This is a genomic window from Nonomuraea turcica (genome assembly GCF_030718205.1).
Classification (GTDB): Bacteria; Actinomycetota; Actinomycetes; order Streptosporangiales; family Streptosporangiaceae; genus Nonomuraea.
In genome coordinates this window covers 379,849-394,735 of record NZ_JAUZQF010000008.1, presented here as the reverse complement: position 1 = coordinate 394,735, position 14,887 = coordinate 379,849, and the positions used below count along the sequence as shown (strand labels likewise).

At 68.4% G+C, this 14,887-nt stretch carries 13 protein-coding genes; 6 read left to right on the top strand and 7 right to left on the bottom strand.

Features of this window, described 5'->3' with window-relative positions:
* Positions 1–38: 38 nt before the first annotated feature.
* The 3 genes from Q9G87_RS23000 to Q9G87_RS22990 all read left to right on the top strand — a co-directional run bounded on the left by Q9G87_RS23000 (position 39) and on the right by Q9G87_RS22990 (position 1,549).
* Positions 39–284, top strand: coding sequence for a type B 50S ribosomal protein L31 (locus Q9G87_RS23000; RefSeq protein WP_305918486.1), 246 nt, complete (start codon positions 39–41; stop codon positions 282–284).
* Between the two features lie 3 nt (positions 285–287).
* Positions 288–1,235, top strand: coding sequence for a DUF1152 domain-containing protein (locus tag Q9G87_RS22995; protein ID WP_305918485.1), 948 nt, complete (start codon positions 288–290; stop codon positions 1,233–1,235).
* 74 nt (positions 1,236–1,309) lie between these two features.
* Positions 1,310–1,549, top strand: coding sequence for a DUF3040 domain-containing protein (locus Q9G87_RS22990; protein WP_305918484.1), 240 nt, complete (start codon positions 1,310–1,312; stop codon positions 1,547–1,549).
* On the opposite strand, the gene Q9G87_RS22985 is transcribed toward Q9G87_RS22990, so the two are convergent.
* The 4 genes from Q9G87_RS22985 to Q9G87_RS22970 all read right to left on the bottom strand — a co-directional run bounded on the left by Q9G87_RS22985 (position 1,523) and on the right by Q9G87_RS22970 (position 4,082).
* On the bottom strand, positions 1,523–1,777 hold the full coding sequence (locus tag Q9G87_RS22985) for a DUF6343 family protein (RefSeq protein WP_305918483.1): 255 nt from the start codon (positions 1,775–1,777) through the stop codon (positions 1,523–1,525). The genes Q9G87_RS22990 and Q9G87_RS22985 overlap by 27 nt on opposite strands.
* Before the next feature lie 13 nt (positions 1,778–1,790).
* Positions 1,791–2,495 carry a maleylpyruvate isomerase family mycothiol-dependent enzyme gene (locus Q9G87_RS22980; protein ID WP_305918482.1) on the bottom strand — a complete coding sequence of 235 codons (705 nt, stop codon included), beginning with the start codon at positions 2,493–2,495 and terminating at the stop codon, positions 1,791–1,793.
* A gap of 29 nt (positions 2,496–2,524) precedes the next feature.
* Positions 2,525–3,199: a DUF4344 domain-containing metallopeptidase gene (locus Q9G87_RS22975; protein ID WP_305918481.1), complete on the bottom strand. Its 675-nt coding sequence runs from the start codon at positions 3,197–3,199 to the stop codon at positions 2,525–2,527.
* Positions 3,200–3,344: 145 nt separating this feature from the next.
* Complete coding sequence (locus tag Q9G87_RS22970; RefSeq protein WP_305918480.1) at positions 3,345–4,082, bottom strand: hypothetical protein; 738 nt, start codon at positions 4,080–4,082, stop codon at positions 3,345–3,347.
* 191 nt (positions 4,083–4,273) lie between these two features.
* On the opposite strand from Q9G87_RS22970, the gene Q9G87_RS22965 reads away from it, so the two are divergent.
* Positions 4,274–5,146 carry a sugar kinase gene (locus tag Q9G87_RS22965; protein ID WP_305918479.1) on the top strand — a complete coding sequence of 291 codons (873 nt, stop codon included), beginning with the start codon at positions 4,274–4,276 and terminating at the stop codon, positions 5,144–5,146.
* 14 nt (positions 5,147–5,160) lie between these two features.
* Here the strand turns inward: Q9G87_RS22965 and Q9G87_RS22960 are convergent, their stop codons facing one another.
* From Q9G87_RS22960 to Q9G87_RS22950, 3 genes are all read right to left on the bottom strand, one after another.
* The gene (locus tag Q9G87_RS22960; RefSeq protein ID WP_305918478.1) at positions 5,161–7,815 is read right to left on the bottom strand and encodes a molybdopterin-dependent oxidoreductase; all 2,655 of its coding nucleotides are present in this window, start codon (positions 7,813–7,815) and stop codon (positions 5,161–5,163) included.
* Positions 7,816–7,820: 5 nt separating this feature from the next.
* Complete coding sequence (locus Q9G87_RS22955) at positions 7,821–8,666, bottom strand: FAD binding domain-containing protein (RefSeq protein ID WP_305918477.1); 846 nt, start codon at positions 8,664–8,666, stop codon at positions 7,821–7,823.
* Between the two features lie 248 nt (positions 8,667–8,914).
* On the bottom strand, positions 8,915–12,151 hold the full coding sequence (locus Q9G87_RS22950; protein WP_305918476.1) for a discoidin domain-containing protein: 3,237 nt from the start codon (positions 12,149–12,151) through the stop codon (positions 8,915–8,917).
* A gap of 280 nt (positions 12,152–12,431) precedes the next feature.
* On the opposite strand from Q9G87_RS22950, the gene Q9G87_RS22945 reads away from it, so the two are divergent.
* Together Q9G87_RS22945 and Q9G87_RS22940 are read left to right on the top strand one after the other, a co-directional pair.
* Positions 12,432–13,421, top strand: coding sequence for a LacI family DNA-binding transcriptional regulator (locus Q9G87_RS22945; RefSeq protein ID WP_305918475.1), 990 nt, complete (start codon positions 12,432–12,434; stop codon positions 13,419–13,421).
* 216 nt (positions 13,422–13,637) lie between these two features.
* A complete protein-coding gene (locus Q9G87_RS22940; protein WP_305918474.1) occupies positions 13,638–14,882 on the top strand; it encodes an extracellular solute-binding protein in 1,245 nt (414 codons plus the stop codon).
* The last annotated feature ends 5 nt before the right edge of the window (positions 14,883–14,887 follow it).

Here is a 14,887-nt window from a genome sequence, read left to right as displayed (position 1 = left end):
CAGGGAATGAAAACCGTTGTCGTCTGGTTGAGCGGGGCATGAAAGAGAACCTGCACCCCGCGTACGGTCCCGTGGTCTTCCGCGACCCCAGCGCCGGCTTCGCCTTCCTCACCCGCTCGACCCTGACCACCGACAGGACGATCGAGTGGGAGGACGGCAAGACCTATCCGGTCGTCGACGTGGACGTGTCGTCGGCGAGCCATCCCTTCTACACCGGCAAGGGCCGCATCCTCGATTCGGCCGGCCGCGTCGAACGCTTCAAGCAGCGTTACGGCAGAATCTGACGCATGCTCGACTCGCCCCTGTCCGCCCGCCTCAAGGCGTCCGAAAGGATCCTCGTCGCGGGGGCGGGCGGGGGGTTCGACGTCTACGCCGGGTTACCGCTCGCCCTCGCGCTGCGCGAGCAGGGCAAGGAGGTCCACCTGGCCAACCTGTCGTTCAGCCGTCTGGAGTCGCTGGACCTCGACGCCTGGTTGGAGGAGGACGTCGCCGCCATAGGCCCGGACACGGCCTCACGCGACTGGTATCTCCCCGAGCGCGCCCTTGCCCGCTGGCTGGACGCGCAGGGCATGCCCGCGACCGTCTACGCCTTCCCCAAGGTCGGCGTGCGACCGCTGCGCGCCGCCTACGCACGGCTGATCGGCCATCTCGGCGTCGACTCGATCGTCCTGGTGGACGGCGGCACCGACATCCTCATGCGTGGTGACGAGGCCGGCCTCGGCACGCCGGTCGAGGACATGGCCAGCCTCGCCGCCGTGCACGGCTTGGACCTGCGGGAGAAGGTCGTCGCCTGCCTCGGGTTCGGCGTCGACGCCTATCACGGCGTCAACCACGCGCAGGTCCTGGAGAACCTCGCGGCGCTGGAGCACGACGGCGCCTACCTGGGCGCGTTCTCGTTGTCCAGGGCCACGAAGCCGGGCGCGCTCTACCTCGACGCGGTGGCCCACGCGCAGTCCGAGATGCCGGACTACCTCAGCATCGTCAACGGCTCGATCGCGGCCGCCGTCCGCGGCGAGTTCGGCGACGTGCGCTTCACCGCGCGGACGCGTGGCAGCGAGTTGTTCATCAATCCACTCATGGCCATCTATTTCGCGGTAGATCTTGATGGGCTGGCCCGGCGGTCGCTCTATCTGGATCGCATCGAGGACACCGTGTTGGCCAGACAGATTGCCGCGCTCATCGAGGCGTTCCGGGCCGAGATCAGGCTCCGCCCGCCCAAGGCGTTCCCCCACTAGAGAGCCGGTGGGCATGCTGGCCCTACTCGTGGGTACATGGCTTGCACCGGCGTGAGAGCAGCAGTGGTGGTGTCATGGGTCTCTCTGGAAGGGAACGCCGTATTCTCGCTCAGATCGAGTACGCGCTCGAGCGAGAAGATCCCGAGCTGGCCAAGCGTGTCGAGGCCATCAACAGGATCGAAGCGGGCGGGGACCTCTTCCCGCAGGCGTACGGTGACCGGCTGCGCATGTGGGCGCTGGCCCACGTCTGGATGATCTTCGCAGTCGGCGCTCTGGTGATCCTGCTGCTAATTATCGCGGTGCTGACCACCTGAACGGCGGTGCCGCAGCACCGCCAGATCCACGGCGGCGATGACGGCCACCGCGGCCGCGATCGCGGCCTCCCAGCGCCAGACCTGCTCTCCCGTGCTCATGGCGCGGGTCACGAAGAACACCGCCGCCACGACACCGAACACCAGTGCCACCCAGGACAGGATCCGCCGGGCACGCACCGGGCTGCGCGCGCTCACTGGCTCCGTGCCCTCGCGGTTACGCAGCCACATGACCGAACTCCTCTCAGGCCAGGCACCTCAGGGCCGCGGCGATGCGCGGGTCGAGCCCGTGCGAGTCCGGCAGCCGGCCGACCGTGGCCTCCACGAACTCCGGGCACGACAGCGTCGCGGTGATGCCGTCCAGTGCCACCCACATGTACTCGGCCGTCTGCTCGACCTGCACCTTGGCGTCCTGCTCCGCCAGCACGAACCGCCCCACCGCCACCCGCCAGAACGTCCTGTCGTCGGCCTCGTCCTCGGACACGGGCGCGCCGACGTCGTCGGCGTGGGTGGCGTACTCGGAGTCGTAGTGGAAGGCCTGCAACCCGTTGGGGTACGGTCCCGCCATCGTGTCCAGGAGGGCGTCGCGGCCGAGCTCCCGCATGCGCCGCCGGGTCTCGCCGTTCTTGATCCGCCACTCCTCCAGCACCTCGTCGACGGGCAGGTCGCGGCGCTCCCGCACGGACCACGCGTTGAAGTCGTTGAACCCGTTCACGCCCTCGTCGGCCAGCCGGTCCATCAGCCCGTCCACGGTCCCGTCCAGGCACGCGTGGTTGTACTCCTCCTCGCCCGCCAGGTGCGCCAGCACGTCGCGCACCGACCAGCCCGCACAGCGGGAGGGCCGCAGCCAGCCGCTCTCGTCGAGTTCGTCGAAGAACCGGTCCAGTCTGGTGGCCTCGGTGTCGAAGATGTCGAACGGGTCGAAGTCTCTGAGCAGGTCCTCAGCCATACTTCGCACGCTACCCCCGATGTGCCGGCTTATCCGATGGCCGACTTGACCCGGTTGTACTCATCGGCGCAGGTGGGGGCCCGCTCGGCGGGAACCCAGCCGCCCTGGGCGATGCGGACGTGCTTGGCGGGGTCGGCGCCATACAGCAGGCAGGCGAATGTGGCGGCCTCCTCCGGCCCCGAAAGGTCGTCCAGGCCGGTGTGCTCGGCGAGCAGGTGGCGGGCCTCGGCGGCGGCCGCCACGCGCTTGGGCGGCTCGGAGGCGAGCGTCAGCGCGGCGAACTGGTCGGCCCGGCTCGCGCCGCCGGGCAGGCCCTTCATGGCGCCCTGAGCGTGCCCGAGCTCATGGTGGAAGAGCGCGGTCAGCGCGCCGTCGACGCGGCGGTTCGTGGTGCGGGCGTCGGCCTCCTCGGTCTGGGCGATCCCGGTCAGCGTGCGGCGGATCTTGCCGACCAGGGAGTAGCAGATCGTGATCCGGCGGTCCTCGCCGTCCCACGTGGCCGACGGCTCGTCACAGTCGCGGGCGACCACCTCGACCGGTTTGGGCAGCTTGATACCGATCTTCAGCGCCCCACTGTCCTTCAGCACCTGTCTGGCGTGCTCGGCGCGGGGCGAGCCGGCGGGCTCGTACCGCACGGTCAGCTCGGGTGAAGGGGCCGCTCCCAGCGTGCTCGTCAGGACGAGGGCGAGGAGGGAATGCGGCATGCGGGGGCTCCTTCCAGGTCGATCAGGGCAATGGGACTGTCCATGCGGCGATCGGATGATCGATAAACCTGGGGAGAAGGTAAAGGATCCGAGCAAAGCCGAAGGCCCGGCCCCCGAGCGGGGACCGGGCCTCAGCGTGCTGAAATTAGCGACGCCACCAGGGGCCGTAGACCTTCACGTAGTCCGTGCGGCTCGTGGCGGGCTCGAGCTCGTCGTCGCCCGCGTACACGGCACGGAACGTGCCGCTGCGGTACGCCTTGGCCTTGGCGTAGAACTTGCCGCCTCGACCGGTCCAGTCGGAGGCGACCCACTTCCAGGCGCTGGAGCCGTTGGCGCGGTGGTAGATGTTCACCTTCTCGCCGCGGACGCCCTCCCAGCCGTCGTCGTTGACCACGAGACGACCGGAGAAGTAGATCGACTTGCCCTTGCGGACCTTGTACGGGTCGGCACGGAAGTTCCAGATGGCCGTGTCGGCCTTGCCCTTGTGGATCTCGACCGCGAAGAACGCCTCGTCCTTGGCGAGCTCCTTACCGGCGCTGTCGAAGGCCACAGCCGTGGCCTTCCACTTGCCGTCAGGGTCGTTCTCGTTGAAGCCGATCGCGAAGCGCCAGCCCTCGAGGTCCTTGACGTCCTTGGTCCGCATGGTGCGGAACCCGTTGTCGGCGGGAGCGACGCTCAGCTCGACCTTCTGGACGTCGGAGCTGGCCCCGATGTCGAAGTAAGCAGTGGTCTCCGCGCCGGCCTTCACCACGACCGGGTTCGGCGTGATGTCGCGGATCTTGAGCTGCGTGTCTGTCTTGGTGGCGGAGGCGGCCCCCGCCCCCGACACCAGCATGGCCCCGCCCACCAGGGCGGAGACGATACCTAGTGCGATTCTTCTCATGAGGGTGCTGATTCCTCTCCCCGTATCGCGGTTGAAGCCGGCCCCGGGGTGGCCGACTTCCCTTACTACTTTGAGGCACGGAATGGGGAAAAGGTTGGCTAAAGTTACAGAAAAAATTTGATCACGGCCTTAACCAGGCCTTATGCGGAAAAATCCGTTTTGGGTTGACTTGACCTACTAAAGTCTGGCCCATGACCGACGTCTACACGCTCGGCGAGCCACTCGGCGTCGTCTCCAGCGGCCGGGTCCGCCACGAGAGCGAGGCCAGGCTGGATGTGTGCGGGCCGGAGTTCACGCTGGCCGTGGCGCTGGCCCGGCTCGGTCACCGGTGCGCGTACCTGGGCAAGGTCGGCGATGACGAGCTCGGCGCCAGAGCGCTCACCGTACTCAAGGGCGAGGGCGTGGACGTGGCGGACATGCGGGTGTCCGAGGGGCTGCGCACGGGGCTGCTGCTCCGGGAGAGCCGCGTGGCCCGCGACCTCAAGGTCACGCACTACCGCACCGGCTCGGCCGGATCGCGGCTCGCGCCCGGCAACGTGCCCGTCGACCGGATAGCCGCGTCGAAGATGTTGCACGTCACCGGCCTTACGGCCGGCCTCGGCATCGACGCGCTCGACGCCGTGCGCACCGCCATCAGCGCGGCCAGGAACGCCGAGGTGATGATCTCCTTCTCTGTCGAGTACGTCCCCGACCTGTGGCCGTCGGTACGCGAGGCCGAGGAGGTGCTCGGCGAGCTGGCCTGCGCCGCGCACCTGCTCTTCCTCCGCCAGGACGAGCTCGACCTGGTCAAGCCCGCCCTCACGCCCGAGCGGGAGGTCGTCGTGGACCGCGGCGCGAAGGGGGCCAGCGTGCGGGCGGATCGCATGCGGTACGACGTACAGGGCTGGCAGGTGCCGATCGTGGACACGGCGGGCGCGGGGGAGGCGTTCGCGGCGGGCTACATCAGCGCCGCCCTGGACGGCCTCACCCCGCAGGAGCGCCTGCACCGCGGGGCGCTGCTGAGCGCCGCCGCGGTGACCAGCGTGAGTGACTGGCAGGGGTTGCCCACCAGGGCCGAGCTCTAAGCCGGCCATCAGGTTCACCGAGGGTTCGCGCTGGTTCCGAGACCGGCGGCCGTCGCCGCGTGGACGCGATCGCGGGCCAGGGGAAGCGTTCCGAAGCGGATGCCGGTGGCGTCCCGGACCGCGTTGGCCAGCGCGGGAGCCACCGGGTTGAACGGACTTTCGCTCATCGACTTGGCGCCCAGAGGGCCGAGGACGTCGGAGGTCTCGGCGAAGTACACCTCGGTTCGCGGCACGTCGCCGAAGGACGGGATGTGGTAGTTGCGGAAGGTCGCCGTGGTGACGTGGCCGGCCTCGTCGACGACGAACGACTCGTACAGCGCGGCGCCCAGGGCCTGTGCTACACCGCCCTCGATCTGCCCACGGCATTGCATCGGATTGATGACGCGCCCGGCGTCCGCCCCGTGGACGCTCTGCAGAATCCTGATCTCACCGGTCCCGGCACACACCGCGACCCGGAAGCCGTGGACATTGAACGCCACCGAACAGGGTGCGCCGTCGGATGTGCCGACCGCGTGCAGCTCCTTGTCGGCGGCCTGCGCCGCCCGCTGCCCGCCGACGGCGGCGATGCGGTCACGCAGCGCCTCTGCCGCGCGTGTGACGGCCAGGCCCGTGACCGTTGTCCCGGTCGAGCCGAAGGCGCCGGTGTCGTGGCCGACGTGATCCGTGTCCGCCTGCTCGATCCGGATCCGGTCGACAGTCGTGCCGAGCACGGCGGCGGCGAGCTGCTGGTGCACGGTCGTCGTGCCGTTCCCGAACTCGGCCATGCCGACCGCGAGCCGGTATCCGCCGTCGGTCGACAGCCGGATCCGTGCCTCGGCCCGGTGTCCGCGCGGTGGAATCGTGTCGATCATCGACAGCGCGACGCCCTTGCCCACGGACCACCCGTCCTCCGCGGGCGGTTGTGCCCCATTGCCGCGGTTCAGTGCCTCGTCGACCAGGGCCAGGCACTGGTCCAGGCCGTAGCTGCCGATCCTGGCCTCATCCGCCGACGGGGTGTGGAAGCTCACCATGTCGTCGCCGGGCCGGATGATGTTGCGTTCCCGGAAGGCGACCGGGTCCATGCCGATCGCATGGGCGAGCTCGTCGATCGCCGACTCGACGGCGAAGACCCCCTGGCTGAGCCCGTAGCCGCGGAAGGCGCCGGCGGGGACGGTGTTGGTGTAGACGGCGTATCCGTCCACCTTCTTGTTCGCGCAACGGTAGACGCCGATCGACTCGTTGCAGGTGTGGAACACGATGCACGCGTGGTTGCCGTACGCGCCGGTGTTGGCCACGACCCGCAGTCGCAGCGCCGTGAGTGTGCCGTCGCTCCGCGCGCCGGCCTTGACGTCCACGGAGACCGGATGCCGGGTCACGGTGGCCTCGAACTCCTCCTGGCGCGTGAACTCCAGCTGCACCGGCCGTCCGGTCCGCAGGGCCGCGAGAGCGACGACATCCTCGGTCAGCATTTCCTGTTTGGCCCCGAACCCGCCGCCCACCCGGCCGCACACCACGCGCACCTTCTCCTCCGGAAGATCGAAGAGGCTGCACAGCGCGCGCTTGGTGAGGAACGGCACCTGGCTGCTCGTGCGGACCACCAGCCGACCGGACCCGTCGACCCAGGCGATCGAGGCGTGCGTCTCGAGGTGCGCGTGCTGGACCCGATGGCTGACGTAGGTGTGCTCGTGAATGGCGTCGGCCTGCTCGAACGCCGCCTCGACGTCGCCGACGTCCCCGTGCACTTCGGCCGCGATGTTGCGCTCTGGACGGGCGATGTGCCTGCCGGCGCCCTTGTCGCCATGCAGGAGGGGGGAGCCGGGCGCCATCGCCTCTTCGGGGTCGAAGACACCCGGCAGCACCTCGTAGTCGACGACGAGCCGGCGACAGCCCTCCTCGGCGGCCGCCACACTGTCGGCCACCACGGCTGCGACCCGCTGCCCGGTGAAGCGGACGACGTCGTCGAACAGCAGCGTGTCGGAGGGATCGTCGTCGGGGTTCTCGTGCCGCCCGCTCGAGTAGAGCCGCTTCGGCGCGTCCTCGTGCGTGAACACTGCCCGCACGCCGGGAACCGCGCGGGCGGCGCTCGTGTCGATCGCGACGATCCGGGCGTGCGCATGCGGCGAGCGCAGCAGTTTGAGGTGCAACAGGCCCTCCATGGCGACGTCCAGGGTGTAGCGGGCCGCGCCCGTCACGATGTCGGGACCTGCCGGCGCCGGCAGATTCCGTCCGCAGGATTCACCCGGGTCCGTTGTGTCCTCGGCATGAGCGATCCCATGGATGGCGTCGTCGATCGCGCGGTAGCCGCTGCACCGGCACAGATTCCCCTTGAGCGACCGCGGGAGATCCTGCTGCTGGCCGGGATCGAGAGCGGCAACCGTCATGATCATTCCTGCGGTGCAGAAGCCGCACTGGAATCCCTGCGCCGCCAGGAAGTCGCGCTGCAGTGGATGCGGTCGCGCGCCGGACGAGAGCCCCTCGATCGTCGTCACCTGGTGCCCGGCCGCGCGGAAGGCGGGGAACAGGCAACTGTGCACCGGCCGGCCGTCGATGTGCACGGTGCACGCACCGCAGTCGCCCGCGTCGCAGCCCTTCTTCACGCCGAAGAGGCCCAATTCCCTCAGCAGGGTGCGCAGGCACTGCCCAGGACGAGGCTGAGCGGTGAAGACCTGACCGTTGACCTCGATCCGCATCCGAGTCACCTCCCGGCGTCCGCCGACAGTTCCTGCCGGATCTCCTCGGCGAAACGGAGCGTCATGTGCCGGCGCCATTCCGGCGTTCCGTGCACGTCGTCGTAGTAGGAGTCCGGCGGGATTTCGTGGTCGAGGGCGCCGAGGAGCTCCGCGGAACCGGGTGTCCGCGGAAAGGACAGCTGGACCGGCCGGACGGTCGAGGCCGTCACGGTCAACACGAAGGAGCCGTCGTCGGGTGACCTCCTGCCGATGAGCAGTGCCGCGGAGCGGCCCAGCGGGGTCAGTGAGATCCAGCGGAAGGCGGTACGGCAGCGCAGCGCGGACTCCGGCAGGGTGATCGAGCGCAGCACTTCACCCGGGGCCAGGACGTTGCGGCCGGGTCCGGTGACGAAGTCAACCGCCGCCACCCGCCGTTCGCCCCCGTCGGCCGTCCAGATCGTGCAGCTCGCGTCGAGGGCCGCGGTCAGTGAGATCATGGGGCCCGCGGGCAGCGACATGCAGAGATTGCCGCCCACGGTGGCCTCGTTCCACACCTTGAAGGAGCCCAGCAGGGCCTGGCGACATTGGTCGATCAGCGGTCTCGCGGTCCACGCCGCGGGCATGCCTGCGCTGGACAGTTCCGCGAAGGTGCACGTGGCGCCGATCTCCAGGCCGTCCGCCTCGACCCGCAGCGACTCCCAGCCGAAGCCCTTGAGATCGATGAGCCGGTTGAGCTGCGGCTGAGGCTCGGAGAACAGCCAGGTCCCGCCGCCGAGCCACGCGTCGCCCGGCTGCCACGCCGCCTGCAACGCACGGCTGGGTGTGTCGACTACCGAGGTGATCCCGTTGAGGTCCATGGTAGGTACGTTCACGGCTAGTAGGCGGTTTGCCGGTTATGTCCGTTTTCACTAGCCTACATGGCTCAGGTGATCAAGCCGAAGAGCACGATGAGCAGCACATAACACGCCGGCACCAGGACTGTGCCCGCCGCGCTGACGCGGCGCGTGCTGGACGTGAGCCATGCTCTCAGCTGGAACGCCTGCACCGCGGGGCGCAGTTGAGCGCCGCCGCGGTGACCAGCGTCAGGGACTGGCGGGGGTTTGCCCACCAGGTCAGAGCTCTAGTTCGTGGTCAGGGTGAAGGTCGTCGTCGTGTTCTTGATGTTCTGGTAGTTGCCGGCGAACCTCAGGTTGTTGATCGTGGCCGATCCGACGGCCGGGCCCTGTCCCGGCTCGGGCATCTCGTTCACCCAGATGCCGAACCCGGACTTCGCGTCGAAGGCGTCGCCGCTCTTCTGCGCCCCGCTGATCGACACGTTCGTCAGGATCGTGTCCCTGATCGGGTTCAGCGGCGCGCCGCCGGAGTAGCCGGTCTGGAACATGATCCCGCTGTACGTCGGATCCACGATGTCCAGGTTGTTGACGCGGATGCCCTGGAACACCTTGGACGAGGAGAACAGCCACAGCGCAGGGAACGTCTGCTGCCCCCAGAAGTGCCCGCCGGCCCGGACCAGTGAGATGTTCTCGAACGTCGTCGGCGGGCTGGCGCCGAACCCGTGCATGGGGATCCCGAAGTCCAGCGAGCTGATCGTGACACCCGGGTACGTCAGCGTGTCCGCGACGTAGATGTTCCTGAACATGTTGTCGTAGCCGCCGTACACGGCCACGCCCGCGGCCCGCCAGGTGAGCAGCGAGGTCAGGTTCTCGTAGACGTTGCCGGTCTGCTCGCCGGGGTTGTTGTCGGTGGCCGAGAACAGCGCGAAGCTGTCGTCGCCCGTGGACCTGGTCTCGATGTTGGTGACGTGGTTGCCGGTGCTGCCGTTGGTCATATTCAGGCCGTCGGCGAACACGTTCCGGATCCGGGAGTTCTTGATCGTGATGTTGTCCGTGTTCGAGCCCCAGTACAGGCAGATCTGGTGCTCGGCCCAGACGTTGTCAATCGTCATGTTCGCCACGTTCGAAAAGTCGAAGACCTTGCCGGGGCCATCGATGCGTGAGGTGTAGTTGCCGAAGTAGGCGAAGTTCGCGAACGTCGAGCCGTTGGCCGAGGCCTCCGTGCGGAAGCCCACGTCGGTGTTGTCCTGCGCGGCCGGGGAGTGGAACCTGGTGAACCAAGGGCCGGCGCCGACGATCTTGACGGCCTTGCCGTAGACCTGGAACTTGCTCGAGGTCTGGTAGTCACCCTGCGGCAGGTAGACGCCGACCAGGTTGGCGTCCATGCGGGCCCGGTCGAGCGCGTTCTGCACGTCCTGGTGCGTGAAACCGGTCGGTACGGCGTACGTCGCGGGGTCGGGATTCGCGATCGGGGTCACCTGCTCGAAGTCCACGAAGTCGATCGCGTACGTCTGGCCGTTGGCCGCGTCCTTCTGCAGCCTGATCTTGCTGCCGGCCCGCACGGTGGTGCCGAGCAGCAGGTTCGCCTCGTCGTAGATGTGCCTGGGCGGCCCCGAACTGGGCGAGTTGTTCGGGCTGGCCTCGGCGCCGTAGAGCCAGGCGTAGCGGGAGGTCAGGTCGACGGCCTTGAGGAAGGTGCCGTCGACGTAGACGTTCAAGGTCGAATTGAGACCGCCGCCACCCGCGGCATCGGGCATCGAGAAACGGGTGACCAGGGTGTTCGTGTCGGCCCGGTTCGTGAACTCGACGTACGCGCCGGTCTGGTTGAGCGTCACCGCGCGCCGCCCCGAGGCCTCGCCGGCGATCGTGCCGATATCCCTGCTCGGGCCCACGCGCGTGGCGCCGCCGCCGATGACGGCGTCCTCGGCCTCGTAGGTGTCGTACGGCATGTTGGCGCCGCGCCCCACGAACAGCGGCAGCTCGCTGGTGTTGTTGGCGCGCTTGACCGGCAGCTCGTTGGCGTCGTCGGCGAGCACCGTCTTCACCGTGTACTCGCCGTTGGCCGCGGTCCACGTGCCCAGGCTCACCGCGCTCGTGGTGGCGCCGGGCGCGATGGCGCCGCTGGCCGAACCGGTCAGGGTCCTGACGACGGTGCCGGAATCGTTCGTGACGGTGAGCGTGATGCCGTGGGAGCCGCTGCTGGACGCGACAGTGCCCTGGTTCTTGATCGCCACCGAGAACGTCACCGTGGTGCCCGCGGCGGGGTTGCCCGGCGTCCAGGCGACAGGGGAGGCGATCAGGTCGGCCGTGTCGACGGGCCTGACGGTCAACGTGCCGGTGGCGGTGTTGTTCGCCTCGTTCAGCTCGATGACCTGGTTGTCCTCGTCCACCTTGGCGGAGAGCTGGTAGGTCCCGGCGTCCCTGGCGCCGATGTTCGCGGACACGGTGGCCGACGCCCCTGCGGCCAGCGCTCCCACACCGGCGCTGCCGACCTTGGTGGTGCCCGCGTAGAAGTTCACGGAGGTCGCGGTGGAGGCAGCGGTGCCGGCGTTCCTGACCGTGGCCGAGAGCGTGACCGCGTCGGTCTCGACCGGCGCGGCCGGGGACGACGCGAGGTTGCTCACGGTGAGGTCGGGATTGGCCGACGAGGTGCCGAAGATCTGGAACTCGGCCACCTGGCCGCCCGGCGCGCCGGAGTTGGCGGTGATCTGCAGCCGGACGTCCGCCACCTTGGCGGTCACGGGGATCGTCACGGAGTTCCCGGTGGCCGGGTCGAACGTGTACGTGGCCGAGGAGACGAGGTTGCTGAAGCCGGTGGCGCTCTGCTCACGGCCGAGGACCTGGATGGCCTGGGTACGCCTGGCCCAGACGGGGTCCGGGTTGAGCTGGAGCGTGATCGAGGTCAGGTCGGCGTTGCTGCCGAGCTGCACGGTCAGCGTGTTGGGATAAGCGGCGCCCTCCCAGTAGGTCTGGAGGTCGTCGTCGTTGGCGTTGGTGGCCACGTACGTGTGGGTGTGCGAGGACTCGGTGATGGGCTTGCCGAGGGCCAGGTTGGCGCCGCCGCCCGGCGGCGGGTCGTCCGGCGCGCTGCCCCACACCTCGAACTCGGAGACCTGGCCGGCAGGCCAGCCGGTGTTCGCGGTGATCTGCAGCCGGACGTAGCGGGCGGTCGCGGCGGCGAAGGTGATCGTGCCGGTCGGGTTGAACGTGTACGTCGCCGATGCGGCGATCGTGCTGAAGGCGGAGCCGTTTGTGCTGCCCTGGACGGTCAGCGTCTGGGTCCGGCTCGGCCACCCGGACGGGAGCTTGAGCACGAGCTTGTTGACGCTCGCGCTGACGCCGAGATCGACCTGGATCCACTGCGGGAAGGCGTTGTTGGCCGACTCCCAGTAGGTGGCCTGGTTGCCGTCGGTGGCGTTGGCGGCGGGATAGACGTCGTTGAAGCTGCTCGCGGTGGCCGTCTTGCCGGCCGCGAGATTCGTGTCGGCCGCGGCCTGTGCAGGCGCGGCCCAGGGCGCGGTCATGAGTCCGATGGCTAACGAAAGGGCGGCTAACAGAGCTCTCATGGGGGATGGCCCTTCGGACGAGGCGGATGGCCGAACCATAGGATGTTGAGTAGATGGCCGCAATATTTCGACGAAATTTCGCAAGGTTTGGACTGACTATCGCTGTCTTCATCTGTCCATCTCCGCTGGTCAAGAAGTAGGAAGAAGCAGGAAGACTGCTGTAGAGGGGCGCAAGGCGTGACGTTCGCTCCACGCAAGCCATTGCAAGCGCTTGCGTTCCAGGCCATATAGTTTGCGCATGACACGACGACTCGCAGAGGTGGCGAAGAAGGTCGGGGTGAGCGAGGCGACCGTGAGTCGCGTGCTCAACGGCAAGCCCGGGGTCTCCGACGCGACCCGCGAGGCCGTGCTGACCGCGCTCGACGTGCTCGGCTACGAACGACCCACCCAGCTGCGCGGCGATCGTGCCAGGCTGGTCGGCCTGGTGCTCCCCGAGCTGCAGAATCCGATCTTCCCCGCCTTCGCGGAAGTGGTCGGCGGCGCCCTGGCGCAGCAGGGATTCACCTCGGTGCTCTGCACGCGCACGGTCGGCGGTGTCTCCGAGGCCGACTATGTCGACCTGCTGCTCGGGCAGCAGGTCAGCGGCGTGGTCTTCGCCGGCGGGCTCTATGCGCAGGCCGACGCCGCGCACGGGCACTACGAGCTGCTGCACGAGCGCAAGCTGCCCACGGTCCTGGTCAACGCGGCCGTCCAGCACCTCGACTTCCCGCAAGTGTCGTGCGACGATGCGGTCGCCGCCGAGATGGCCGTCGCGCATCTGCGTGCGCTCGGCCACGAGCGGATCGGCATGGTGCTCGGGCCGAAGGACCACATGCCGTCACGGCGCAAGCTGGAGACGTTCCTTGCCGAGGGTGGCGACCCGGGGCTGGTCGAGCACACGATGTTCTCGCTGGAAGGCGGGCACGCGGCCGCGGCCAGGCTCGTCAAGCGGGGGGTGACCGGTGTGGTGTGCGCCAGCGACCTGCTCGCGCTCGGCACCGTGCGTGCGGCCCGGCGCGCAGGGCTGACCGTGCCCGGCGACATCTCGGTCATCGGCTTCGACGACTCGGCGCTGATGAACTGCACTGAGCCGCCGCTGACCACGGTCCGCCAGCCCATCGACGCGATGGGCAGGGCCGCGGTGGACCTGCTGGTGGCCCAGATCGACAAGGCGGAGGTGCCGGCGGACGAGCTGCTGTTCGAGCCCGAGCTGGTAGTCCGCGCCTCCACGGCCCGAGCCGTCACCTGACGCACACCCGGGCCAGACACGTAACTCAGTCGTTATCTTGCAATAGTCCGTCGAAATATTGCGCACTTCGGTCGGCGATCCTATGGTGTGGGCACCTCGCATCAGAAGGGTCACACCATGCGGAGATCCACCGGCCTCTTACTCGCATCCGTGCTCGGCGTCTCGGCCACCGCTTGCGGCTCCAGTGAAGCGCCTTCGTCATCGGCCTCGAACTCCGTGACGATCACGGTGGCCTGCCAGCCCGCCAAATCCGCGCCCAAGGAGCGGCAGGCTTGGAACGCCGACGTGGCCGAGTTCATGAAGGCGCACCCCGGCGTGACGGTCAAGAGCACGGATCAGCAGCCGTGCTTCGACCCCAAGACATTCGGTCCCAAGCTGGCGGGCGGCCAGATGGAGACCGTCTTCGTGATCCCCGTCACCAACTACAACGACGTCATCGCCCAAGGCCAGGCACTGGACATCACCCCGTACACCAGCACGATCAAGAACTGGAACGACCTGCGCCCCGACGTACGCGAACTGGTCACCAAGGACGGCAAGATCTACGGCGTCCCCAACGTGCACTACAGCGTCGGCCTGGTCTACAACCGTGCCCTGTTCACCAAGGCCGGCCTCGACCCGAACACCCCGCCCAAGACGTGGGCCGAAGTTCGCGAGGCGGCCAAGAAGATCGCCGCGCTCGGTCCCGGCCACGTCGGCTACGGCGAGTACTCCGGCGGCAACACCGGCGGCTGGCACTTCACCCAGGCCATCTACGGCCGCGGCGGAAGCATCCTCACACCGGACGACAAGAAGGCCGCCTTCAACTCCCCCGAGGGCAAGGCCGTGCTGCAGAACCTGCACGACATGCGCTGGACCGACAACAGCATGGGCAGCAAGCTCCTGGTCGGCTGGGAGTCGCTGATGATGGCGATGGGTAGCGGGAAGGTCGGCATGATGCTCGGCGCCCCGGATGTGGTCACCGACGTGGTCAACAAGTTCAAGGGCAACGTCGCCGACTACGGCATCACCGGCTTCCCTGAGGCCAAGGCTTCGCTGAGCGGCGGCGAGGCGTACATGATCAACCCGAAGGCCACGCCCGAGCAGGCCAAGGCGGGCATGGCGTGGATCGACTTCCGCTTCAACACCGTCGGCAAGGGCCGCTTCGACTTCGCCCGTGGCAAGGCCAACGGCAACCCGGTCGGCGTGCCCGACAACGACGTATATGGCGACTCGGCCACCGGCAAGGCCATCCAGGCAGAGCGGGTCAAGAACGCCTCGCTGCCGGTCGCGAACTACGAGCCGTACGTGCAGGCCGCGGCCGCCATCCCGCCGAAGGCCGAGCCCGTGCACGCCCAGGAGCTGTACGCCATCCTCGACGTGGTCATGTCCGGCGTGCTCAGTCGCAAGGACGCGAACATCGACCAGTTGCTGGCCGACGCCGAGACGAAGGCCAACACGATGCTGGCGGCCAAGGGCTGACCTTG